A 22,204-nucleotide genomic window follows, 5' to 3' on the forward strand; every position below is an offset into this window, starting at 1 on the left:
TGTGTTATAAGTAAATATAACTGATAAACAATGTGATGTAAGAGGATAAACTAAGTATAGTGAATTGTATCGACAAGCAGAATAAGTTGGCGAAACACTTTCTGGCTTTCTACTTTCACGATGAAAGGATTGGTTTATATCATTGATCAAACAGATTTTGAGATACTGAAATTATTAGGAGAAAACTCAAGAATACAATGGAAAGAACTTGGTCAAAAAATACATATGACAGGGCAGGCTGTAGGAAATCGAATTCGAAGATTAGAGGATTTAGGGATTATTGAACAATATACAATCGCAATAAACCGAATCAAATTAGGACAAGTAGTGACTGCATTTGTTACTTTATTCGTAACAACAGCTAATCATCAAGAGTTTATGAATTTCTTTCAAAAAGAAGAAGGGATTTCTGAAGTAGACCGTATAAGTGGTGAGGGATGTTATTTATTAAAAACACATTTTGCTTCTAATGAAGAATTGGATAACTTTCTGGGGCGACTATTAAAGTATGGGAATTATCGTGTTAACTTATCAATAGGAAAGTTAAAATAAGATTTCTTTTTTTGAGGTTATAGTAACATTATTTGCTAAACCTTATTTGTATAGAGATAATAAAATTTTTATCTTAAATAGTCGGAGCCTTACTACAATTTATGTGTAGTAAGGCTTTTTAAAGCTGTTAAAAAAATGAGAGATATTATATTCAATAATCGTGCTGAATTGTTGAGGGGGATATAAGACAATTTTTTTCAAGGGAATCATAAATGATTTTTCTTTAAAAAAATCCTGCAGCTCAGTACAGAATTTGTAATCAAACGTTTTTAAAAGCTAAATTGTGGTTTTATATCACCTTTATAAGGCTCATGTTCAACGAATATAGTTATGTCTTTACCCGCTTGGTCTTTACCAGTTCTTTTATACGTAAATTTCTTATTATTCAGTTCAGTAAGTTCAAGAGCCGCACCATATTTATTATTTCCAATTGAAACATGAGCTCTTATTTTATTTTCATGTACAACATCGAAGTAGCCATAATCACCGCGGCTTTGACCTGTTTCGCTATTGAAGAACTCGTATTTATTAGACTTGTCATCAAATTTTGCTAGACTTATAAAATTCGAATTAAACTGCGTTACATCATTACCGGCTTCATCTAATACCTTTGTTCCATGCCAAAGGGTTCCGCCTAAAATTTTATCTCCATCCACGTTTTTAACGATATCACCTGTAGTAGAGTTTAGCTGCTTATCCGGATCCGTGAAAGAAAGCTCTTTTTCTTTATATGGAACATGTTCAACGAAAACTTCTACATCTTTACCGTTAGCATCTTTCCCCATTCTTTTATAGGTAAATACATTTTTATTTAGCTTTGTCATGTCAACAACAGCTTGATACTTCATTGATTCTGAAATTAATATTCTTTTCTTCCCATCATTTGTGACAAAGAAAGTTCCTTTATCGCCACGGCTTGCACCAGTCTTAGCATCAAAAAATTCATATCTTCCTGACTTCGCATCATATTTTGCAAGACCAATGAAGTTTGCATTTTCTTTCGTTAAGTCATTTTTATCTTTGTCATACACTCTTGTACCTTGCCAATTTGTCTCGCTAAGAATATTAGCCATTTTTTGCCCTTTAGTTAACTTATTTTCCTTTTTAGTATCTTTCGCAGCTTGTTCTTGTTTTTGTTTACTATGATTTTCTTCAGCTTTCGTGCCAGCGCAACCTGTTAATGCTAATGTGAATCCTAGCAGTATGGATGATAGTACTTTTGTTTTTTTATTCATTTTTATCGTCTCCTTATTGTATGATTTTAGTTAGTACGGTTTGCGATTATAGTAGCAGTTCGTCCTTCTAAATTTTTGTTATATGAAAAGATTCAGGTGGGAGCAACGAACTTAGTTACTACGTTTATCATGTTAATCCCCGAGTATAAACTCCCTCTAAATAAATCATTAAAAAAAGATAAACTAATTCCTAAAAAATTTTCATATTTATAAAAAACAATCGCTAGCTTACTGGATGGCCCTTTCGAACGCTTCTCAATTTTTTTCTGATACCTACGAGTAATCGAAAAATACATAGTAAAGGAAGAAGGAAAGCTGTTAACAGTAATGTAATTCTTAATAGAGTTAATCGAGTGTATTGTAAAAGTTTTTAAGATGAATTGTAGGGGAAATGATGATCTTATAGAAGGTGATTCCTATAGGAAGGAGATGTCCATGTTTGATTCAACAGATTTTAAAATTATAAAGTTACTACAAGAAAACGCTAGAATGAACTGGAAGGAAATTGGAGAGATAGTACATTTGACTGGCCAGGCTGTTGGGAAACGAATTAATAAATTAGAAGAGGCGGGTGTCATTCAAAAATATACGATAGATATCGACAGGGCTAAGTTAGAAGGGTCTATTATGACGTTTGTTACACTATTTCTGCATGCACCACATTATCATAATCAAATTCAAACTTTTTTTGAAAAAACGGACTTAATTACTGAAATGTATCGTATAAGTGGCGATGGGTGTTATATCATGATTCTTCACACATCTTCGCACCAGCAATTAGAAGAGACTCTTGCAGATGTTTTACATTATGGTGATTATCGTATAAATACTGTCATTAAGACAATCGAAAAAAAGAAAGAATAAGAGATGTATTCTTTCTTTTTTTATATGGAACTGTAATTCTTTATTTGCTCTTGTTTATAAAACAGTTTGCCGACATGATTTTCGCATAAATATCACCAAACTCTAACGAACTCATGAACGATTGATGAGCGTGTACTGCGGGGATCAGATTTCCTTGAAATTCTAAATCTCTTGTTGTACAAGCATCTTCAATTACAACACATTGAAATCCTAAATCACTGGCAGCACGTACTGTTGCATCAATACATACATGAGTCATCATACCGCAAATGACTAGTTGATCTATTTTTTCTTTCTTTAATGTTTCAAATAAATTGGTTCTTAAAAAACTGTTAGGGTGATGTTTTTGTATGACTCTTTCGTTAGCAATTGGCTGTACATCATCATGAATTTGAACACCTACTGTTTCAGGTAAGAAGAAAGTAGCTCCTTCATTGTTCGCAATATGTTGTACGTGAATAACTGTTTTATGTTTTTCACGAAATACTTTCAAGACTTCTTTCGCTTTTTGTGCGGCTTTTTCAGGTTGATGTAATTCCATATTGCCGCCTTCAAAGTAATCATTTTGTATGTCGACTAATAGTAACGCTTCGTTCATCATTAATCCCCCCACAATTATTTATACAGCAAGTTATTTGTACTGTACCGTTATTATATAAATTGCAACTATGTGGAAGTAATAACGTCATGAAAAGATTTTGACGTATATGGTTTCATTGTGAAAAAGCTAAAGGATGCAAAGAAAAGATGGGGACAATTTGTTTGTGGTTTTTTGATTTAGAAACAGAAAGTGGATGGGGAAGTAGATATTAACTTAATGATGCATCTAAGCAAACGTACTATTAGATGCATCATTAAGTAACAAAGGAGCTGGGTATTTTCATGCGTTGTTATCTGTGTTTAGTGATAGCTTTTGTTGCTCTTTTAATTTTTCAGGAGTCACGTCATTTCCTAAAGGATCTAATATTTTTAATCCTGTAACAGTGGTGTTGATTTGACCGCGAATAATTTGAAGATACTTCTCGCGTAATTCTGTGCGCTCATTTAATTCTGTTTTTGTTAAACTTTCTTCTTTTTGTTTTTTAGCTAATTCATTAATTCGATTTAAAACTTCAAGCATTGTTTTCTCCGCCTTTCTTTTTTGTACTATTCGATTAGATTGTAGTTTTGCATTATGATTATGGTTGCTACCATCATAGTTTCGTTAATAGTGTTTATCGTACTTTCATTCCTAAAGTACGATAAACAATGTGATTAAAATTCGCCATTCCAAGACGTTACTTCATCTACAGTTAATCGTACTGTTGGGAATCCTGGCTCTTTTGCTTTGCCTAATGCAATCATTAAGACGTCAGTTATTAAATGCTTTGCGGAATTCTTCAACGTTATAGCCAAGCATTGGGACTGTATCGTATCCTCTCGCTTTTGCAGCAAGCATAAATATCCGAATGGTGAAGTAATCGTGAAAGAGGACGATCATATATGATTTAACATTTCTGTAAGTATAATTTTGCTATAATGAATAAGTACTTACACGAAGGGGAGCTAAAAGAGAAAATGAAGTCATTTAATATCGATCATTATATAGCTAGCGTTTTACAGTGGATATTAAATATAGCATTAATCATATTATCCATTGTTTTATCGATTTTTTTAATTAACGAAACAATTACTTTTATTCAATACATATTTTCAGCGAAGAAGTATACATCTTATAAATTAGTTGAGAGTATCATCGTCTATTTCCTATACTTCGAGTTCATCGCATTAATTATTAAGTATTTTAAGTCGAATTATCATTTTCCGTTACGTTATTTTATTTATATCGGAATTACGGCGTTAATTCGTTTAATTATCGTGTCTCATGAGGAACCAATGGAGACGTTATTATATGCGGGATCCATTCTTGTTTTAGTTATTGCTTTATACATATCGAATATGAGAGATTTGAGAAAAGAGTAGTGCAGACATAAGTTTGCACTACTTTTTGTACCTTGACCTTCAAGTTACTTGAAGGTTTACAATGTAATTAGGGCGTTTGAAATCGAAAAAAATTGAGAAATTAAGTGAAGAGGTTATTTTACTTGGAGGTTATAGAAATGAGTCAGGAATTGAAATTACGTCCTTTAGAACGGGAAGACTTAAAGTTTGTACACGAACTTAATAATAACGCGCATATTATGTCGTATTGGTTTGAAGAGCCTTATGAAGCATTTGTGGAGCTGCAGGATTTATACGATAAACATATACATGATCAAAGTGAGCGCCGATTTATCGTTGAGAAAGATAATGAGATGGTGGGATTAGTCGAATTAGTAGAAATCGATTATATTCACCGTAGAACTGAATTCCAAATTATTATTGATCCGAGTTACCAAGGTTACGGTTATGCAGCTGATGCAACGCGTTTAGCGATGGATTACGCTTTTTCCGTATTAAATATGCATAAAATATATTTAGTTGTCGATAAAGAGAATGAGAAAGCTGTACACGTTTATAAAAAGGTCGGATTTATAGTAGAAGGTGAGTTGCAAGATGAGTTCTTCGTTGATGGCAACTACCATAATGCGATAAGAATGTGTATGTTCCAAAAAGAATATTTTAGAGTGAAGAGGCTATAGACAATGATTGTCTATAGTCTTTTTATTTTTTAAGTCAACAACTATTTATCGCAAAACGATAAATAGTTGTTGACTTAAAATACGTCGGGGCTTATTATGAGGGTAGCAAAAGGAATGCGGAAAAATTAATTGAGAAGTTAAAGGAGAATATATTATGAAAAATAAATTTTTATTAGCTATCGTACTAATATCGTTAGGAGTTACCTGTTTATTAATGCACGGTACAACTAGTAAAGTGGCGGATAATGGGCTTCTTGTAGAACCTTTCTTTTTCCTAGTACCAGTAAGCTACCTATTGTTCTTTAGTAGTATTGGTGTGTTGCTAGTTGGATTTATCACTTCAAAGTTGAAAAAACAGCAATAGATAAATGCTGTTAGTTTAGGAGCGGATTTTTGTGAAACAAAACGAATTGTCATTATGGTTAAAGTTAATTATCATTCTTTGCGGATGTTTTGGTTTATTGTTCTGCATATATATTGGGCCAGAAACGGGAAGAGCGGTATTGTTAGTTTCAGAAAATTTGAAGGGACTATATAAGCCATTCGTACTGTTCATTTGGATCACAGGAATTCCATTTTTTAGCGCTTTATTTTTGCACTGGAAGACAAGTAGGAGCAGCGATTACAGTGGCCGGGGGACAGATGACAATTCAGGCAGTGCATCAGGCCATTCAAATGCAACAACAAGCACAAGTAGCACAAATGATGCAGAGTCAGTATATGTCGTATGCACAGCTTCCTGTGCAAAGTATACATTATGATGTGTATCCAGCTGGTTTATCCCGCATTAACGGGCAGTAAAACTCCCACCTCAAAATTCGGCAGGAGCAAAGAAGTTAGGTGGGAGATCAACTGCCCGTAAACGCCCGATTGGTGAAGGCTAATAATCAGTGGGTAAGAACAAAACCCCCACTGATTAAAGTTTCACTTTATTTTCCATTCCATATGGCGGGACATACTTCTTATGAAAGAAAGCGACTCAATAGAGTCGCTTTTTTATATTCCACCGAGCTTCATTCCAAGGAATGCGAATAGGATACCAATTATGTAAGTAGTACTTAAATATAAAAGGAATGTGTAAATTTTTTTGCGATTGAGAAGCTGAATGGACTCTAATTTAAGTGTCGAAAATGTGGTGAATGCGCCCATAAATCCAGTTCCTAATAATAATTGCCATCCTGTAGAGACTCCGTTGCCAATTATATACCCGAGTAAAAATGCTCCTGTTATATTAATAAGGAATGTAGCAATTGGAAAGGGTGTTTTATTTCTTTTTTTAAACCAATTGCTAATTGCAAATCGTGTAATCGCACCGAAAAACCCTCCAGTTGCCACTAATAAAGCTTCCATCATAAGTGATCACCTTCCGTAAGTGATTTCTTAATTAAGAAATCACCTAGTGTATAGCCAAGTCCAGACATAATGAGACCGCCAAGTATGCTACATGATACATATAAGAAAGCCGTGCTCCATTCAGAATGATTGATTAGTTGCACAGTTTCTACACTAAATGTTGAAAACGTCGTAAAGGAACCGATGAATCCAGTCCCGATGCCTGTGATAACCTCTGAAGGTAAGATGTTTAGCCGGGCGATATACGTAGTTAGCCATGCTAATAAGAAGCAGCCGGCTAAGTTAATGAGTAATGTAGCTAATGGAAAAGAATGATGCCAAAATGTATGAATAGTAAGACCTAAATAATAACGAGAAAGGGCTCCTAATATACCGGCTATACCGACGATAATATAAATCAAATTCCTCACCTCTTTAAATAGCTTGCTCAAAAAAATAGACTCCTACCAGTAGTTATACTGGTAGGAGTCATTAGCTAAGCAGCGGTTATGGCGAACTCCATCGCCTATGATTATTACATATAGTGTACTAAACATTGCGTTTAATTTCCAGTGGAGAAGTTGGTGCATTTTGTATTATATAGTAGTTTAAGATAGGGAATCATTACTTATAAACTAAATATAGTGATATAAGGTTTTCAGTGTGATAAAATATTTCGTATGTCTGTCATTTTTTATTTAACTGAAAATAAAGAAAAGTAAAATCGTATGTTTTAGAAAAGGAGTCGTTTGTTTGAAAAAGTTATTAAAAATAGTACTTATATGTATTTTAGTAGGTGTGGGAGTTGTAGGTGGGTTTTTAGCTTATATGACACTTACAAAAGAACAGCCGGCTGATGTTATAAGCTTGAAGGTGGAAAACAATAAGGAGCGCGTAATTGCGCATGGAAATGAATTTAAAGTTACAACATTTAATATTGGATATGCTGGACTAGATAAGGATCAAGACTTCTTTATGGATGGGGGAAAAGGGTCTGGTTCAAGTAGTAAAGAACAAACGGAAACTAACTTAAAGAATATGCTTTCGTTTTTACAGAATGAGAATAGTGATTTTGCGCTATTACAAGAAATAGATATAAAATCAATGCGATCATTTGATGTAAATGGGCATGAATTTTTGAAAAAAGGACTACCTGATTATGCTTCTTCGTTCGGAAAGAACTATGATACAAAATGGGTTCCTGTACCAATCACAAGTCCAATGGGATATGCTGAAGCTGGATTAAGTACATTTTCTAAATATACGGTTCAAACAGCGAAGAGATTTCAGCTTCCTGGAATGGAGCCGTGGCCAAAGCGTTTATTTGATTTAGACCGAGCGATTGTTGAACATAAAATTCCTGTTAATAATGGGAAATTTGTTAGACTCGTAAATTTACATTTGTCTGCTTATGATGAAGGCGGAAAAATTAGAAAGCAGCAAGTGGAGTATTTAAAAGAATATATGAACAAGCATTATAAAAATGGTGATTATGTAATAATGGGCGGAGACTGGAATCAATTAATTTCTAACGCTCAGTTAAGTGATCCGAAGTTCGTGAAAGAGCGTCCTGAGTGGTTAGTAGAGTTACCAAAGGACTTTACTGATGGTGGCTTTAAGTGGGCTGTAGATCCGTCTGTTATGACTGTGAGAGATGATGTGAAGAAATATGTGGAAGGTGAAAATTTCGTCACGATTATTGATGGCTTTATCGTTTCACCGAATGTTGAAATTGTAAATGTACAAGGGAAAGATTTGAAGTTTGAAAATAGCGATCATAACCCAGTGAGTGCGGTATTCAAGCTGAAGTAATCGATACGTATGAGTAGAAGGTGGGGCTTCATATATGGAGTGGTTAAAGAGAACTTGTTTTTCTAACCTTGAGAAAGAATCACAGAAAAATCATTTATTGCTATTTATCACGATTTGTAGTTTCTTCCTTGGGATAATCGCGATTGGGTATTACGGATATATTTTTACAGAGAGAGCAATAGCATTTTGGATGTGTGGTATTTCTATCGTAGTATTTGGAACGCTGCTTACTTTTATAGAAAGTATGGAAGCAATGTATAAATACATCATGACATGTATGCTACTTATTATGTCTTTCATTATGGTACAAGCATTTAATGAAAGCCCAGCTGTATTTCAAATGGTCTATTTTACATTAGCGGTTTCACTTATTTATTTGAGTGAACGTCTTATTTTAATTCTTGGCGGGGTAGCAGTTGTTGTTACATTTATACTTTGTAGTTATTGGCCAAATCAATTTTTTGCGTATACAGCGTCATCTGAAGCTGCAAATTTCGCAAGCTTGTTAGCGATTGTAACGATTGCAATGTGGGGTGTAACGAAGATTGGTTCTAATCTGTTGGCTCGTTTAAGTGATGAGAAGCAAGCGGTGATGAAGAAAGCTCAGGAGTTAGAAGAAACGCAAAGGCTTATTGAGAGAACAGTTGTGAAACTAGATAGTAATTTCAATCATTTAAGACAAAATATGAATACATCGATGGAGTCAATGAGTGAAATTAACTTTGCTTTTGAAGAAGTAGCAGTGGGAACTCAATCGCAATCAGAGATGATGTCACGTTCAGTAGAAGTATTGAATGATATGGAGGGAAATATTGACCAAATCATCTCTCAAGTAAGAAATGCGTCGATGCGTGTTGATAAAAGTTTGGAAATCTCAAAGGGTAGTGTAAATACTTTAAGAAATTTTGAAGCTAACATGAGAAGTTTAAATGATGTTGTTTCACAATCAGGAACGATATTTAGAGAATTAATGACACAATCGAAACAAATTAATGAAATTGTAGATGTAATAACGAATATTTCAAGTCAGACGAGTTTGCTAGCTTTAAATGCAAATATTGAGGCTGCAAGGGCAGGCGAGCATGGAAAAGGTTTTGCTATTGTAGCGAATGAAGTATTAAAGCTTGCTGAAGAATCGAATCGTTCTGCGGGGAGAATTCAAGGGATTTTGAAGGAGTTTAGTAATCAAGCAAGTAAAGTAGAAGTGCAGGTAGAGAAGTCAGAAAGAGTACAAGAAGAATGTAACGAAATGTTAGCAAGTGTTTTGACGAATGTAACGGATTTAGGGAAGTTTATTGATGCGATTAATGATGTAATGAGGGAGATTGTTGGTCATCAAGAAAGTTTCCAAGCTAAAACGACGAATATCGTAAAGGACGTTACACATGCTTCTAACGTAATTCAACAAACTTCTGCAGCTACGGAAGAAGTGTTAGCGAGTGTTGAAGAAGAAAAGCATCGAAATGATACATCGGTGAAGACGTTACATACTGTTAGCGAGCAAGTGAAGTTGCTAGAAGATATTTTAGAAAAGTAATATCTCTTAAAAAGGGTACACCATGTGTGCTCTTTTTTCATTTAAATGAATACTTGATAGTAATTTAATTGCTTTTCTGCGCGTTTTCTGCCAAGCTTAAGGAGATAAACTGAGACTTTAATTAGTGGGGCTATACGCTACTGATTATTAGTTGAACCCCGCAAATAGCGGAATAAAATACTTCAAAGAAAGAATTATATAGGTGACGCATATGATCGAAGTTAAGACTTCTGAACTTAGTGATGGAGAATTTAATAGAGGGGTATTTGCAACTCGTGATATTAAAAAGGGTGAGTTGATTCACTCAGCACCAGTTATCTCTTATCCGAATGAACAGCATGAACACATTGAGAAAACGTTACTTGCTGACTACGCATTTGAGTATGGGGTAAATCATACGGCATTCCTGTTAGGATACGGCATGTTATTTAATCATGCATATAATCCGAATGCAACGTATGATATTGTCTTCGAGAATCATACGTTTAACTTCTTCGCTTACAAAGATATAAAAGCGGGAGAAGAGATTCTAATCAATTATAATGGTGAAGTTGATGACGATGAGCTATTATGGTTTGATAAGGAAAAAGAAGAGAACGAAAAATAAGTTAAAAAGTATAGAAAGGGCACATTCTGTGGGATGTGCTCTTTTTTATTGATGAAAATAAAGTAAATATTACAAAAAAATACCACTTTTCTTTCGTATGGTATAGTAAGATATTGAAGGGTATTACTTTGAAAAACCTATATATTTTACAAATTGTTGTCTATATGGTTACATGTCAAGTTTAGTAGCCCATTTGGGTTGCTTTATTATGCGATATATATTTTAATATGAGTGGAACCTCTTATAATTTAAGAGGTTTATAGGTGTGCTTTATGTACACTGTATTCACCACGTTAGCTGTTGTTTTGTAATGCATTTTTATGTGGGGATATTATGGACCCGTATATAGCGGGATAAAAAGATTATAGAAATAGAGGAATCGTAAAATGAATATGCACGAGGTTTATAAATATTTAAGTACAGTATTGCCTGAAGGTCATGTGAAGCAAGATGAAATGTTAAAGAATCATACGCATATTAAAGTGGGCGGGAAAGCGGATGTGTTCGTTTCTCCTACGAATTATGATGAAATTCAAGAAGTTATAAAGTATGCGAATCAATACAATATTCCAGTTACGTTTTTAGGAAACGGCTCTAATGTTATTATTAAAGACGGTGGTCTGCGCGGGATTACAGTAAGTTTAATTCATATTACAAATGTTACTGTAACAGGGACAGCGATTGTTGCGGGGTGTGGTGCAGCAATTATTGATGTGTCACGAATTGCATTAGATCACTGTTTAACAGGACTTGAGTTTGCTTGTGGTATACCAGGTTCAGTTGGCGGAGCGTTATATATGAATGCTGGTGCATATGGCGGTGAGGTTGCATATGTGCTAACAGAAGCTGTCGTAATGACAGGTGATGGAGAGCTACGTACTTTAACGAAAGATGCATTTGAATTTGGATATCGTAAGAGTGTATTTGCGAACAATCATTACATTATTCTTGAAGCGAGGTTTGAACTTGAAGAAGGTGTGCGTGAAGAGATTAAGGAAAAGATGGATGATTTAACGTATAAGCGTGAATCAAAACAACCTTTAGAGTATCCTTCATGTGGCAGTGTATTTAAGCGTCCACCAAATAATTTTGCGGGTAAGCTTATTCAAGAATCAGGACTGCAAGGTAAGCGAATTGGCGGAGTTGAAGTTTCTTTAAAACACGCTGGATTTATGGTGAATGTTGATAACGGAACTGCACAAGATTATATCGATTTAATTCATTTCGTACAAACAACTGTTGAAGAAAAATTCGGTGTGAAATTAGAGAGAGAAGTAAGGATTATTGGAGAAGATCTACAGTAATCTTTGAATAAAAAACGTATAAAAGTATGAATTATTTCGAAATAACATTTGGTTATTGTTGACAATTTGATTTGGATTCAATATAATGGCTAATAATTTAACAAATAAAATATACGTTGAAAGAGCCCAGTAGCAGTTTGTCACTGTTATCAAAGAGAGCTAGGGATTGCTGGAACCTAGCACAAACAAACTTGTGAATTACACTCTGGAGTATCTTAGGTAACGCTAAGCGGACTAGCAATCGATATTATTGCTAAGAGTGGTATGAATAGCTATGCTATTTATGCAAACTGGGTGGTAACACGGTGAATAATCGTCCCTATGTCTATTGTAGACATAGGGGCTTTTTTGTTTTCAAAAAAATAAAGGGGATGACAAAAGATGAATATTATTGATGAATTAGAATGGCGCGGTGCTGTGAATCAGCAGACAGATGAAGAAGGTTTACGTAAGTTAGTAGAAGAGAAAAAGATTTCACTATACTGCGGAGTTGATCCGACTGGTGATAGTATGCATATCGGACATTTGATTCCGTTTATGATGATGAAGAGATTCCAATTAGCTGGTCATCATCCGGTTATTTTAATTGGCGGGGCAACAGGAACAATTGGTGATCCAAGTGGACGTCAATCAGAGCGTCAACTGCAAACTTTAGAAGTGGTGCAGCATAATGTAGATGCGTTAACAGCGCAAATGAAAAAGCTATTTGACTTTGGCGGGAATAGCGAAGTGAAGATGGTAAATAACTATGACTGGACACATAAAATAAACATTATCGAGTTTTTACGTGATTACGGAAAAAACTTTAGCATAAATAGCATGTTAGCGAAAGATATTGTCGCAAGTCGTTTAGATACAGGGATTTCTTTCACAGAATTCACGTACCAAATCTTGCAAGCGATGGATTTTCATCATTTATACACAAAAGAAGATGTTCAATTGCAAATTGGTGGTAGTGATCAATGGGGAAATATTACGAGTGGTTTAGATTTAATTCGTAAGTTAGAAGGTCATGAAGCGAAAGTATTCGGATTAACGATTCCATTATTATTAAAATCAGATGGTACGAAGTTTGGTAAATCAGCAGGTGGTGCTATTTGGCTTGATCCGGAAAAGACAACACCGTTTGAATTTTACCAGTTCTGGGTGAATACAGATGACCGTGATGTAATTAAATACTTGAAATACTTTACGTTCTTAACGAAAGAGCGAATTGATGAATTAGCAGCGAAGGTAGAAACAGAGCCTCATAAACGTGAAGCACAAAAAGTATTAGCGGAAGAAATGACGAAATTCGTTCATGGAGAAGAAGCATTTTTACAGGCAGTGAAAATTACAGCAGCGTTATTTAGCGGAGATATTAAGTCGTTAACAGCTGATGAAATTGAACAAGGCTTTAAAGAGATGCCGACATTCCAATCTTCAAAAGAGACGAAAAATATCGTAGAGTGGCTAGTTGATTTAGGAATTGAACCTTCTAGACGTCAAGCGCGTGAAGATATTAATAATGGGGCTATATCTATGAATGGTGAAAAAGTAACGGATGTGGGTACAGATGTTACTGTAGAAAATTCATTTGATGGACGATTCATCATTATTCGTAAAGGGAAGAAGAACTACAGCTTAGTGGAATTAGGAGAATAGTTCTTGTGAAAGAGCGGAAGTAGGGAAGATATCTACTTCCGCTCTTTTCATATACACAATTTCGACATAAAAAAGTCAGTATATTTTGATAATTAAAGAGGTTATATTATTCTTTTGTCGAATAAATAAGTTAGAGAAAATTACGGATAAAGTGAAACTTTAATCAGTGGGGGGTTTTGTACATCCCCACTGATTATCAGCCCGCAAATAGCGGGATAAAAATAGCCCGAACCATGCAGGGCATGATTCGGGCTTATATTCAGATTAGTATGCTAAGCTGAATAGACCTTTAATGTGTGATAAGTAACGAACGTTACTTGCTTCTTTCATTAATGATGCTGGTAAACCTTTAAGCGGAGTATTGCTTGCTCCGATTGTAGCAACAGCATCTTTACGTCCTAGACTAGCAAGTGTTCCAGAGTTGATAGGTGCGAACTCTTCGAATGCTTTGCCTTCTAGTGCTGCGTATAAGTTGTATCCAATTAACTCACCCATTTGCCAAGCGATTTGTGCAGTTGGTGGGTATGGACGACCGTCTGGAGAGAAGACAACAGCGCTGTCTCCAGCAACGAATACGTCTTTGTGAGAAGTAGATTGTAGATGTGCATCAACAGTTGCACGACCGCGGTTTACTTCAAGACCTGATTCACCAATTAATGGATTACCTTGTACGCCGCCTGTCCAAACGAATGTGTTAGCAACGATTTTTTGACCGTCTTTTAAGTCGATTTCATTACCAGCAACGTTTGTTACAGGAAGACCTGTTAAGAATGTAACACCGCGTGCTTCTAAGCTAGCAGTTGCACGTTCGATTAAGTGGTCTGGTAATACTGGAAGGATTTTTGGACCTGCTTCAACAAGAAGAAGTTTAACTTCTTTTGGATTTACGCCGTGGCTTTTTGCAAGTTTAGGCATAATGTCAGCAAGCTCACCAACTAGCTCAACGCCAGTTAATCCGCCACCACCGATTACGATTGTAGCATCAGCTTCGTTTTTCGTTTTAGCGTATTCACGAATACGGTCTTCAACGTGTTTGTAGATTTTGTTTGCATCAGCAGCAGATTTTAATACCATGCTGTTTTCTTCTAGTCCTGGAATACCGAAGTAAGCAGTTTTACTTCCTAAAGCAACTACAAGTGCATCGTAAGATAGCGTAGTGCCACCAGCTAGTTTGATTTCTTTGCTATCAACTGAGAATGACTCAACTGTTGCAATTTTAAGATCGATGTCTTTACCTTTGAAAAGCTTTGTAAGTGGCATTGCAATTGCTTGCTCAGCAACGTTACCAGCTGCAAGGCGGTGTAGTTCAGTGATGATTTGGTGCGTTGGGTATTGGTTAATCACTGTAACTTGTGCTTCTGATTTGCTGTAATATTTACGTACGTTTAAAGCGGCAAGAAGACCGCCATAACCAGCGCCTAAGATGACAATTTGTTTTGACATAGTATGATATCCCCCGTCTTTACTAATTGTTGTTATAAGTTAAATTATTTATTGTTACGTTCTGCACTAATTTGAAGGTATGCGTTCACAAAGCGGAACATTTTTTGTGCTTGTGGGTCTTTTAGTAATTTTAATAGACCGAACAGGCCGATAACTTCGTTGCTTTCATCAGCACGATCTTTCGCTTCGATAGCAGTTGCAGCCATGCTTTTCACTGTATCCTTTACAGGTTCTACAAGCTCTGTGATTGCACTAACAGTGTCGCTTTTTAATACTTCATCAGTAGCAACAGTTTGAGCGAAGTCATAAGACTTAGTTAAAATGTTAACAAGCTCAGTTAATTTTGGAAGCTGTTCTACTAGTGTTGTTAATGATTCTTGTACCTCAGGTTTTAACAACTGATCAAGTACATCAAGTTGTCCTTGGCTAGCAGAAATTTGTACAGTTTCTTGTTCTGGCTTTGTTTGAGTCATAGTTTCTGGCATCTCCAATTCTCCTTTACGATAGCAATACTCTTATTTTTGATAGATAAGATAGTAAACACTTGCGAAACTTTATACAAAGTTTCACAAAGCACAATAAAATGCCTTTAAATTTATGACAGCAAGTAAGCTGAAATCATAAATCCAAAACCATAATGTCCTACCTATTATTTATGAACTGTCCGATACATGGCTTGTCCGCATAATGGAAAGTTCCCTTATCGGAAAGTGTATATAATATATATCCTATATTATATACTATATACACGTATGTTAACATAAAAATGATTCCTAATTATTTGATATTGATTCTGTAACCTAGTACTGACAAGGCATGAAAGCGCATAAATTATTTTATCTATCTTAAAAATGTACATATATATAAAGAAAAAAAGGAGGAAATGGACAAATTTATGTTCATTTTTTCCTTTTTTTATTGTTCACCTTCTGTAATTAGCATTGATGTGTTACCGCTTTTTTCAAGGTGGCATTCGCCCCAAGTACAAAGAGAATCAAGAATGGATTCTAAAGACCAACCGTAGTCTGTAAGAGAATATTCTACTTTCGGTGGTACTTGATTGTATACCTTTCTTTGAATAACTCCGTCTTCTTCTAATTCGCGTAATTGCTGTGTTAACATCTTTTGTGTAATACCAGGCATGAGACGTTTTAATTCACTCGTTCTCTTTGTACCTTTCGTTAAGTGGCAAAGAATAACGACTTTCCATTTTCCGCCGATAACCTCTAAAGTCGCTTCAACGGGAATATTATATTTCTTCATATAAAAATCTCCTTTGATGAATGTAGATTTCAGTTCTCCAACAAAAGAAGCCAAATAATTTAAATGTTACTAAAAAGTACCTATAGCACTTTAAAGTACGTACTTTTTATTATGTTGAATATGTTCCATAATAGCATACGTAAGAGGGAAATGAGTAGTACGGTACTAAAAAGTGCCTATGTTACTTTTTGGTACCTATCGTACTTTAAAGTGCGTTCTTCAAAAAAAGAGTGAAGCCATTCATAATAGCATATATCAGCAGTAACATTATTTTTGTAGAAGATAAAAAGGCCTTTTTATCACACTATTATGATTGGATTTCTCGCATTAAGGAGGAGTTCAATTGAATTCATATACAGTATCTTCTTCAGCGGTACAGACGAATCGAAGAAGTATGTTTGCTTTATTAGCGCTAGCAATTAGTGCATTTGGAATTGGTACAACCGAATTTATTAGTGTCGGTTTATTACCATCTATTTCAGAGGATTTACATGTTTCTGTTACAACAGCGGGTTTAACCGTTTCTTTATATGCATTAGGGGTAGCGTTTGGTGCCCCAGTATTAACGTCATTAACAGCTAGTATGTCGCGAAAGACGTTATTAATGTGGATTATGATTATTTTCATTATTGGTAATGGAATTGCGTCAGTGGCAACAAGTTTTACTGTGTTGCTTATGGCTAGGGTTGTATCTGCGTTTGCACACGGCGTTTTTATGTCGATAGGATCCACAATTGCGGCTGCGCTTGTACCAGAGAATAAACGTGCAAGTGCAATTGCATTTATGTTTACTGGTTTAACTGTTGCGACGATTACAGGTGTACCAATTGGAACGTTTATTGGTCAACAATTTGGCTGGAGAGCATCTTTTATGGTGATTGTGGTCATTGGAATTGTTGCCTTAGTCGCAAACAGCATGTTAATTCCGTCTAACTTAAAAAAGGGTACACGAGTATCATTTCGTGATCAATTCAAACTTATCACGAACGGAAGACTCTTACTTGTTTTCGTCATTACTGCATTAGGATATGGAGGAACATTCGTAACATTTACGTATTTATCTCCGCTATTACAAGAAGTAACAGGATTTAAATCGAGTACCGTTACAATCATTTTGTTAGTGTACGGGATTGCAATTGCGATTGGGAATATGGTCGGCGGAAAATTATCGAATCATAATCCAATTCGTGCACTATTTTACATGTTCTTTATTCAAGCAATTGTATTATTCGTACTAACATTTACAGCGCCGTTTCAAGTGGCGGGGCTTATCACAATTATTTTTATGGGGCTATTCGCGTTTATGAATGTTCCAGGACTACAAGTGTATGTCGTTATATTGGCTGAGCGTTTCGTGCCGAGTGCCGTTGATATCGCATCAGCAATGAATATTGCAGCATTTAACGCAGGAATTGCTCTTGGGGCTTATTTGGGCGGTATTGTAACGAACTCGTTAGGATTAATTCATACAGCTTGGGTAGGCGGCATTATGGTAGTAGGCGCTGTTATTTTAACAGCTTGGAGTATGAACTTAGAAAAAAGAGATCAAGCAAAATAAAGGAGAGAAAAATATAATGAAAAATTTACAAAGTAAAACAACATTGCATAACGGTGTGGAAATGCCTTGGTTCGGTTTAGGTGTATTTAAAGTAGAAGATGGACCGGAACTTGTAGAGGCTGTGAAAGTAGCCATTAAAGAAGGATACCGTAGCATTGATACAGCTGCGATTTATGGAAATGAAAAAGCAGTTGGAGAAGGCATTCGCGCTGGTATAAAAGAAGCAGGAATTTCTCGAGAAGATTTATTCATTACTTCAAAAGTGTGGAACGCAGATCAAGGATATGAAACGACACTTGCTGCATACGAAGAGAGCTTAAAAAAATTAGAACTAGATTATTTAGATTTATATCTTGTCCATTGGCCTGTTGAAGGGAAATATAAAGATTCGTGGAGAGCGTTAGAAACACTTTATAAAGAAGAACGCGTGCGTGCAATTGGCGTAAGTAACTTCCAAATCCATCATCTGAAAGACGTACTGGAAGGTGCGGAAATTAAGCCGATGATTAACCAAGTAGAGTATCACCCGCGTTTAACGCAGAAAGAACTACAAGCTTTCTGTAAAGAACAAGGAATCCAAATGGAAGCATGGTCACCACTTATGCAAGGGCAATTATTAGATAATGAAACTTTACAAGAAGTTGCTGATAAGTACGGTAAAACAACAGCGCAAATCATTTTACGTTGGGATCTTCAAAATGAAGTTGTAACGATTCCGAAATCAACGAAAGAACAGCGTATTATTGCGAATGCTAATATATTCGACTTCGAATTAACAAAAGAAGATATGGAAAAGATTGATGCTTTAAATCAGAACCACCGCGTTGGTCCAGATCCTGATAACTTTGATTTCTAATAGAGGTAAGTTCAAAGGGTGCAAAAAAGTTTGCACTCTTTTTTGTTTTGTCTATGCATAAAAAACTTTTCTAACTAAATAATACATAGTAGTAAATTTGTTATTTTATAAGGGGTTGTAGACATGAATATAAAACGATCGTTCAAGCTAATGGCCGCTTTTTTGAGTGTTTTATTTGTATTTGCGAACTTATTATTCCCACTTCAAAAGGCATCCGCAGAGGTTATGGATCACACGAAGTATCAAATGGATTGGAGTTATAGTAAGTCAAAGAAAAAACCAATTCGAACAGAGCTTATTAAAACAGCAGATGGCAAAATTGCTTTTTGCTTAAATGTGGATTTGAAATCTCCGAGCGGCCAAGATTTACCTGAAATGGGTAAAGTAGATATTAACGTATACCGTGTACTATTAAACGGGTATCCGCAGAAGAGCCCACAAGAATTAGGTGTTTCCGATTGGAGAGAGGCACATTACGCAACGCAGCTTGCGGTGTGGAATGCGTTAAAACAAATTGATATTAACGATTTAGATTTCCGTAATAAAAATGTAGAAAAAGTAACGAAAGATATAGTTGCAAAAGCAAGCGCTAGTGAGGAACTACAAGAAATTACGATGAGTGTAGTACCATCAGAAGAACAAGAGGCAGTATTAAAAAATGAGTTTTTTGAAACAGGTTTATACACAGTGCAAACAAATGCAAAAAGTGGAACGTATAAAGTGCAAGCAACAGGTGCACCAGAAGGCGCGAAGTTCGTAAATGAAAAAGGCGAGGGAAAAACAGAATTTAATGTAGGAGAAAAGTTCCGCATTTTAATTCCGAAACAAACACCATCGGGTGGATTTAGCTTTAAAGTATCAGGGAATTTAACGAAACTACAAGGAATTGCACATAAAGGAACACCGACAATTCAAAATGCAGTTGTATTATTAGAGCGTAGTGAAGAGAAAACAAGTCCAGAGTTGGCGGTAAGTTGGAAAAAAGCAAATGGTCATGATAATAAACCAAATAAACCCTATACACCAAATGAACCACATAAACCGAATCAATATAACAGATGATGAAAAAAAGCTCGTAAACATTATGTTTACGAGCTTTTTCTATTACTCAGCTTCAGAAACAACTGTGAAGCGTTCGTTTACATGTTTTGGATTTTCGATTTCATCAAGTGCTGCTACCGCAAAGTCTTCGTAACTTACGTAGCTATCACCTTTCGCATTAACAAGAAGGTTGTCTTTGCCAGCTGTATAAGAGCCAGTGCGTTTTCCTAATGCGAATAGTGCAGAAGGGCTAATGAATGTCCAAGTAATATCATTTGTTTGATTTAGGATTTCTAAGTTTTTACCTTGGTTTTGAGCTGTTGCAAGATATTCATTTGGGAATCCTGGTGTATCAAATACACGTGTTGTTTTCTCTTCGTCTACAAATAAGCTACCAGCGCCGCCAACAACAAGTAATTTTGTATTAGGTGCACCTTTCATAGCTTCGATAAGTACGTTTCCTGCATCTACGTGAAGGTGTTCTTGTCCTGCTGGAGCACCGAATGCATTTACAACTACATCGAATGCTTGTAGGTCGTTAGATGTAAGAGTGAATACATCTTTCTCTAAAATCTTTACATTTTCTTCTGTAATTTTTGCAGCGCTTCTTACGATTGCAGTTACTTCATGTCCGCGATCTAATGCTTCTTTTAAAATACGACTTCCTGCTTTACCAGTTGCTCCGATGATTCCGATTTTCATAATAAATCCCTCCAAAGTGTTTTGTTAAAGTGTATATCTGAAAGTAAATGAATTTGTTGTAATAAGGTTTGTTACAACCTGATGTAATCATTATAGTTACAGGTTGGTGTTTTTGTCAATGGGGTAGTTTGTAGATTTACTTTTTGTTTTAGTATGCACAGTTAGAGGGAGGAGAGTCATAAAGATATTGTTACTTCGTGTCTGGCTAATATTTGGAAAATGCAAATTGTCGAAAAATGTTGATTTTTAAATGTTTTTTAAATATAATTCGTTTTATGGAGAAAAGGAGGGGTTAATTGTATGGATATTTTAGAGCAATTTGTTTCATCAACGAATACAATTCTTTGGTCATATATTCTTATTGCAATGTTAATTGGTTTAGGTCTTTATTTTTCTATTAAATTGAAATTCGTACAAATTACTCATTTAGGGGAAATGGTTCGATTAATGAGTGATGGATTAACTGGAAAGACACGTAAAAAGGGAAGTGTATCGTCATTCCAAGCATTTTGTATGAGTTCAGCAGCTCGTATTGGTATCGGGAACTTAGCTGGTGTAGCGCTAGCTATTTCTATGGGAGGACCTGGAGCTGTATTTTGGATGTGGGTTATTGCGATTATTGGGGCGTCTTCAAGTTTCGTAGAAAGTACGCTTGCGCAAATTTATAAAATAAAAGATGGCAGTGGCTTCCGTGGTGGTCCTGCTTATTATATGGAAAAAGGTTTAAATAAACGTTGGATGGGAATTTGGTTCTCTATCCTTATTACAATTAGTTACGGTTTAATTTTCAACTCAGTACAAGCAAATACAGTGACATTAGCATTTAAAAATGCATTTGGTATTGAGCGTTATGTTGTAGGGATTGTGCTTGCGGTATTGGTTGCGGTTATTATTTTTGGTGGTGTGAAAAGTATTGCGCGTATGTCAGAAATGATTGTTCCGCCGATGGCAATTATTTATATTGCAGTAGCTGTGTTCGTTGTTATTAAAAATTATTATTTAATACCGGATATGTTTACAGAAATCTTTAAAGGTGCATTCGGTTTAGATTCAGCTGTAGGTGGCGGTATTGGTGCTGCAATGAAGTTTGGTATTCAGCGCGGATTATTTGCGAATGAAGCAGGTATGGGTAGTGCGCCAAACGCGGCTGCAACAGCTGATGTAACGCATCCAGCTAAACAAGGATTTATTCAAACAATTGGAGTATTAGTGGATACATTCTTAGTATGTACATCAACAGCGTTTATCGTACTATGTTCTGGTGCGTATAAGGCAACAAATTTAGAAGGTATTGAATTAACGCAAGTCGCGCTAAGTTCACAAATCGGTTCGTGGGCAAGTAGCTTCTTAGCGATTATCATTTTCTTATTTGCTTTCAGCTCATTACTAGGAAACTATTATTATGGTGAAACGAATATTGAATTTATTAAACGAAGTAAAACTTGGTTAACGATTTATCGTATTGCGGTTGTAGGAATGGTACTATTCGGCTCTGTTGCGACGCTTCAAGTTGTATGGAATATGGCAGACTTATTTATGGGTCTAATGGTAATCACAAACTTAATTGCGATTACACTTCTTGGCCGATTTGCGTATGCTGCGTTGGCGGACTATGTGAAACAAAAGAAACAAGGAAAAGATCCGGTATTCAGTGCAGATTCTATTCCTGGTTTAACGAACACAGAGTGTTGGGATAAGCCGGCGGTAACAGATAAAGAAAAAGCAGTATAATAAAAAGGCGAGCATCGAGATGAATTCGATGCTCGCCTTTTTTGTTGTAGTAAATGATAAAAAGGGTGAGAGGTAATTATTAATATAATTTTTGTTTGTTCA

At 35.6% G+C, this 22,204-nt stretch carries 24 protein-coding genes, 1 pseudogene, 1 riboswitch and 1 other annotated feature; of the genes and pseudogenes, 15 read left to right on the forward strand and 10 right to left on the reverse strand.

Translation table 11 applies throughout. From position 1 onward, the window contains the following. Positions 1-120: 120 nt before the first annotated feature. On the forward strand, positions 121-552 hold the full coding sequence (locus BG05_RS06530) for an Lrp/AsnC family transcriptional regulator (protein ID WP_002016035.1): 432 nt from the start codon (positions 121-123) through the stop codon (positions 550-552). A 269-nt stretch (positions 553-821) separates the two neighbouring features. Here BG05_RS06530 and BG05_RS06535 read toward each other — a convergent pair whose 3' ends face one another. After that, the gene (locus BG05_RS06535) at positions 822-1,787 is read right to left on the reverse strand and encodes a DUF4822 domain-containing protein (protein ID WP_001036744.1); all 966 of its coding nucleotides are present in this window, start codon (positions 1,785-1,787) and stop codon (positions 822-824) included. A gap of 429 nt (positions 1,788-2,216) precedes the next feature. Between BG05_RS06535 and BG05_RS06540 the strand changes: the two genes are divergently transcribed. After that, positions 2,217-2,651: an Lrp/AsnC family transcriptional regulator gene (locus BG05_RS06540; RefSeq protein ID WP_002099310.1), complete on the forward strand. Its 435-nt coding sequence runs from the start codon at positions 2,217-2,219 to the stop codon at positions 2,649-2,651. Positions 2,652-2,691: 40 nt separating this feature from the next. Here the strand turns inward: BG05_RS06540 and BG05_RS06545 are convergent, their stop codons facing one another. The 3 genes and pseudogenes from BG05_RS06545 to BG05_RS29255 all read right to left on the reverse strand — a co-directional run. Further along, positions 2,692-3,249 (reverse strand): cysteine hydrolase family protein, encoded by a 558-nt coding sequence (locus BG05_RS06545; protein WP_033707919.1) that lies wholly within the window; start codon positions 3,247-3,249, stop codon positions 2,692-2,694. A 282-nt stretch (positions 3,250-3,531) separates the two neighbouring features. Beyond that, the gene (locus BG05_RS06550; RefSeq protein WP_002184686.1) at positions 3,532-3,771 is read right to left on the reverse strand and encodes a DUF896 domain-containing protein; all 240 of its coding nucleotides are present in this window, start codon (positions 3,769-3,771) and stop codon (positions 3,532-3,534) included. Between the two features lie 134 nt (positions 3,772-3,905). Continuing rightward, positions 3,906-4,092 (reverse strand): annotated as a pseudogene (locus BG05_RS29255) (nitroreductase family protein); the annotation flags it as partial. 116 nt (positions 4,093-4,208) lie between these two features. Here BG05_RS29255 and psiE point away from each other — a divergent pair. From psiE to BG05_RS28780, 4 genes are all read left to right on the forward strand, one after another. Continuing rightward, positions 4,209-4,613, forward strand: coding sequence for a phosphate-starvation-inducible protein PsiE (gene psiE, locus BG05_RS06555; protein WP_002129862.1), 405 nt, complete (start codon positions 4,209-4,211; stop codon positions 4,611-4,613). Between the two features lie 137 nt (positions 4,614-4,750). Then, the gene (gene speG / locus BG05_RS06560; RefSeq protein ID WP_002112781.1) at positions 4,751-5,272 is read left to right on the forward strand and encodes a spermidine N1-acetyltransferase; all 522 of its coding nucleotides are present in this window, start codon (positions 4,751-4,753) and stop codon (positions 5,270-5,272) included. Positions 5,273-5,426: 154 nt separating this feature from the next. Further along, complete coding sequence (locus BG05_RS06565; RefSeq protein WP_002184687.1) at positions 5,427-5,636, forward strand: DUF3955 domain-containing protein; 210 nt, start codon at positions 5,427-5,429, stop codon at positions 5,634-5,636. A gap of 170 nt (positions 5,637-5,806) precedes the next feature. Continuing rightward, entirely contained in the window at positions 5,807-6,073 is a 267-nt protein-coding gene (locus BG05_RS28780) for a DUF3947 family protein (protein ID WP_048516780.1), read from the forward strand. Between the two features lie 195 nt (positions 6,074-6,268). On the opposite strand, the gene crcB (BG05_RS06570) is transcribed toward BG05_RS28780, so the two are convergent. Continuing rightward, positions 6,269-6,625: a fluoride efflux transporter CrcB gene (gene crcB, locus BG05_RS06570; RefSeq protein WP_002167412.1), complete on the reverse strand. Its 357-nt coding sequence runs from the start codon at positions 6,623-6,625 to the stop codon at positions 6,269-6,271. Beyond that, positions 6,622-7,026 carry a fluoride efflux transporter CrcB gene (crcB, locus tag BG05_RS06575; protein WP_002143706.1) on the reverse strand — a complete coding sequence of 135 codons (405 nt, stop codon included), beginning with the start codon at positions 7,024-7,026 and terminating at the stop codon, positions 6,622-6,624. The genes crcB (BG05_RS06570) and crcB (BG05_RS06575) overlap by 4 nt, the downstream gene beginning before the upstream one ends. A gap of 54 nt (positions 7,027-7,080) precedes the next feature. Beyond that, positions 7,081-7,140, reverse strand: a riboswitch (Fluoride riboswitch). A gap of 217 nt (positions 7,141-7,357) precedes the next feature. Between crcB (BG05_RS06575) and BG05_RS06580 the strand changes: the two genes are divergently transcribed. The 5 genes from BG05_RS06580 to tyrS all read left to right on the forward strand — a co-directional run bounded on the left by BG05_RS06580 (position 7,358) and on the right by tyrS (position 13,508). Then, positions 7,358-8,416 (forward strand): endonuclease/exonuclease/phosphatase family protein, encoded by a 1,059-nt coding sequence (locus BG05_RS06580; protein WP_002034680.1) that lies wholly within the window; start codon positions 7,358-7,360, stop codon positions 8,414-8,416. Between the two features lie 34 nt (positions 8,417-8,450). Further along, the gene (locus tag BG05_RS06585) at positions 8,451-9,953 is read left to right on the forward strand and encodes a DUF4077 domain-containing protein (protein WP_002184689.1); all 1,503 of its coding nucleotides are present in this window, start codon (positions 8,451-8,453) and stop codon (positions 9,951-9,953) included. A 211-nt stretch (positions 9,954-10,164) separates the two neighbouring features. Beyond that, positions 10,165-10,560 carry an SET domain-containing protein gene (locus BG05_RS06590; protein WP_000573650.1) on the forward strand — a complete coding sequence of 132 codons (396 nt, stop codon included), beginning with the start codon at positions 10,165-10,167 and terminating at the stop codon, positions 10,558-10,560. A 386-nt stretch (positions 10,561-10,946) separates the two neighbouring features. Continuing rightward, positions 10,947-11,864 (forward strand): UDP-N-acetylmuramate dehydrogenase, encoded by a 918-nt coding sequence (gene murB, locus BG05_RS06595; RefSeq protein ID WP_002016019.1) that lies wholly within the window; start codon positions 10,947-10,949, stop codon positions 11,862-11,864. A 107-nt stretch (positions 11,865-11,971) separates the two neighbouring features. After that, positions 11,972-12,188: a binding site (T-box leader), on the forward strand. A gap of 57 nt (positions 12,189-12,245) precedes the next feature. Beyond that, complete coding sequence (gene tyrS, locus BG05_RS06600; RefSeq protein ID WP_002129849.1) at positions 12,246-13,508, forward strand: tyrosine--tRNA ligase; 1,263 nt, start codon at positions 12,246-12,248, stop codon at positions 13,506-13,508. Between the two features lie 264 nt (positions 13,509-13,772). Here tyrS and BG05_RS06605 read toward each other — a convergent pair whose 3' ends face one another. From BG05_RS06605 to BG05_RS06615, 3 genes are all read right to left on the reverse strand, one after another. Further along, on the reverse strand, positions 13,773-14,951 hold the full coding sequence (locus BG05_RS06605) for an NAD(P)/FAD-dependent oxidoreductase (RefSeq protein ID WP_002016002.1): 1,179 nt from the start codon (positions 14,949-14,951) through the stop codon (positions 13,773-13,775). A gap of 44 nt (positions 14,952-14,995) precedes the next feature. Then, positions 14,996-15,436 (reverse strand): DUF1641 domain-containing protein, encoded by a 441-nt coding sequence (locus tag BG05_RS06610; RefSeq protein WP_002016003.1) that lies wholly within the window; start codon positions 15,434-15,436, stop codon positions 14,996-14,998. A gap of 430 nt (positions 15,437-15,866) precedes the next feature. After that, on the reverse strand, positions 15,867-16,214 hold the full coding sequence (locus BG05_RS06615; protein ID WP_000760478.1) for a winged helix-turn-helix transcriptional regulator: 348 nt from the start codon (positions 16,212-16,214) through the stop codon (positions 15,867-15,869). A 394-nt stretch (positions 16,215-16,608) separates the two neighbouring features. Here BG05_RS06615 and BG05_RS06620 point away from each other — a divergent pair, with 394 nt between their 5' ends. The 3 genes from BG05_RS06620 to BG05_RS06630 all read left to right on the forward strand — a co-directional run bounded on the left by BG05_RS06620 (position 16,609) and on the right by BG05_RS06630 (position 19,690). Continuing rightward, on the forward strand, positions 16,609-17,772 hold the full coding sequence (locus BG05_RS06620; protein WP_003192275.1) for an MFS transporter: 1,164 nt from the start codon (positions 16,609-16,611) through the stop codon (positions 17,770-17,772). Between the two features lie 16 nt (positions 17,773-17,788). Continuing rightward, complete coding sequence (locus BG05_RS06625) at positions 17,789-18,628, forward strand: aldo/keto reductase (protein ID WP_002068247.1); 840 nt, start codon at positions 17,789-17,791, stop codon at positions 18,626-18,628. 123 nt (positions 18,629-18,751) lie between these two features. Further along, on the forward strand, positions 18,752-19,690 hold the full coding sequence (locus BG05_RS06630; protein ID WP_002184692.1) for a thioester domain-containing protein: 939 nt from the start codon (positions 18,752-18,754) through the stop codon (positions 19,688-19,690). Between the two features lie 42 nt (positions 19,691-19,732). Here BG05_RS06630 and BG05_RS06635 read toward each other — a convergent pair whose 3' ends face one another. Beyond that, positions 19,733-20,371, reverse strand: coding sequence for an NAD(P)-dependent oxidoreductase (locus BG05_RS06635; protein ID WP_002129841.1), 639 nt, complete (start codon positions 20,369-20,371; stop codon positions 19,733-19,735). A gap of 300 nt (positions 20,372-20,671) precedes the next feature. Here BG05_RS06635 and BG05_RS06640 point away from each other — a divergent pair, with 300 nt between their 5' ends. Next, complete coding sequence (locus BG05_RS06640; RefSeq protein ID WP_002167417.1) at positions 20,672-22,102, forward strand: alanine/glycine:cation symporter family protein; 1,431 nt, start codon at positions 20,672-20,674, stop codon at positions 22,100-22,102. Positions 22,103-22,204 lie beyond the last annotated feature (102 nt).

This window comes from Bacillus mycoides (assembly GCF_000832605.1).
In the GTDB taxonomy this organism is placed as follows: Bacteria; Bacillota; Bacilli; order Bacillales; family Bacillaceae_G; genus Bacillus_A; species Bacillus_A mycoides.

Coding starts and splice junctions, on each gene's coding strand:
- BG05_RS06530 (WP_002016035.1), top strand. CDS start 121: ATGAAAGGATTGGTTTATATCATTGATCAAACAGATTTTGAGATACTG.
- BG05_RS06535 (WP_001036744.1), bottom strand. CDS start 1,787: ATGAATAAAAAAACAAAAGTACTATCATCCATACTGCTAGGATTCACA.
- BG05_RS06540 (WP_002099310.1), top strand. CDS start 2,217: ATGTCCATGTTTGATTCAACAGATTTTAAAATTATAAAGTTACTACAA.
- BG05_RS06545 (WP_033707919.1), bottom strand. CDS start 3,249: ATGAACGAAGCGTTACTATTAGTCGACATACAAAATGATTACTTTGAA.
- BG05_RS06550 (WP_002184686.1), bottom strand. CDS start 3,771: ATGCTTGAAGTTTTAAATCGAATTAATGAATTAGCTAAAAAACAAAAA.
- psiE (WP_002129862.1), top strand. CDS start 4,209: ATGAAGTCATTTAATATCGATCATTATATAGCTAGCGTTTTACAGTGG.
- speG (WP_002112781.1), top strand. CDS start 4,751: ATGAGTCAGGAATTGAAATTACGTCCTTTAGAACGGGAAGACTTAAAG.
- BG05_RS06565 (WP_002184687.1), top strand. CDS start 5,427: ATGAAAAATAAATTTTTATTAGCTATCGTACTAATATCGTTAGGAGTT.
- crcB (WP_002167412.1), bottom strand. CDS start 6,625: ATGATGGAAGCTTTATTAGTGGCAACTGGAGGGTTTTTCGGTGCGATT.
- BG05_RS06585 (WP_002184689.1), top strand. CDS start 8,451: ATGGAGTGGTTAAAGAGAACTTGTTTTTCTAACCTTGAGAAAGAATCA.
- BG05_RS06590 (WP_000573650.1), top strand. CDS start 10,165: ATGATCGAAGTTAAGACTTCTGAACTTAGTGATGGAGAATTTAATAGA.
- murB (WP_002016019.1), top strand. CDS start 10,947: ATGAATATGCACGAGGTTTATAAATATTTAAGTACAGTATTGCCTGAA.
- tyrS (WP_002129849.1), top strand. CDS start 12,246: ATGAATATTATTGATGAATTAGAATGGCGCGGTGCTGTGAATCAGCAG.
- BG05_RS06605 (WP_002016002.1), bottom strand. CDS start 14,951: ATGTCAAAACAAATTGTCATCTTAGGCGCTGGTTATGGCGGTCTTCTT.
- BG05_RS06610 (WP_002016003.1), bottom strand. CDS start 15,436: ATGCCAGAAACTATGACTCAAACAAAGCCAGAACAAGAAACTGTACAA.
- BG05_RS06615 (WP_000760478.1), bottom strand. CDS start 16,214: ATGAAGAAATATAATATTCCCGTTGAAGCGACTTTAGAGGTTATCGGC.
- BG05_RS06620 (WP_003192275.1), top strand. CDS start 16,609: ATGTTTGCTTTATTAGCGCTAGCAATTAGTGCATTTGGAATTGGTACA.
- BG05_RS06625 (WP_002068247.1), top strand. CDS start 17,789: ATGAAAAATTTACAAAGTAAAACAACATTGCATAACGGTGTGGAAATG.
- BG05_RS06630 (WP_002184692.1), top strand. CDS start 18,752: ATGAATATAAAACGATCGTTCAAGCTAATGGCCGCTTTTTTGAGTGTT.
- BG05_RS06635 (WP_002129841.1), bottom strand. CDS start 20,371: ATGAAAATCGGAATCATCGGAGCAACTGGTAAAGCAGGAAGTCGTATT.
- BG05_RS06640 (WP_002167417.1), top strand. CDS start 20,672: ATGGATATTTTAGAGCAATTTGTTTCATCAACGAATACAATTCTTTGG.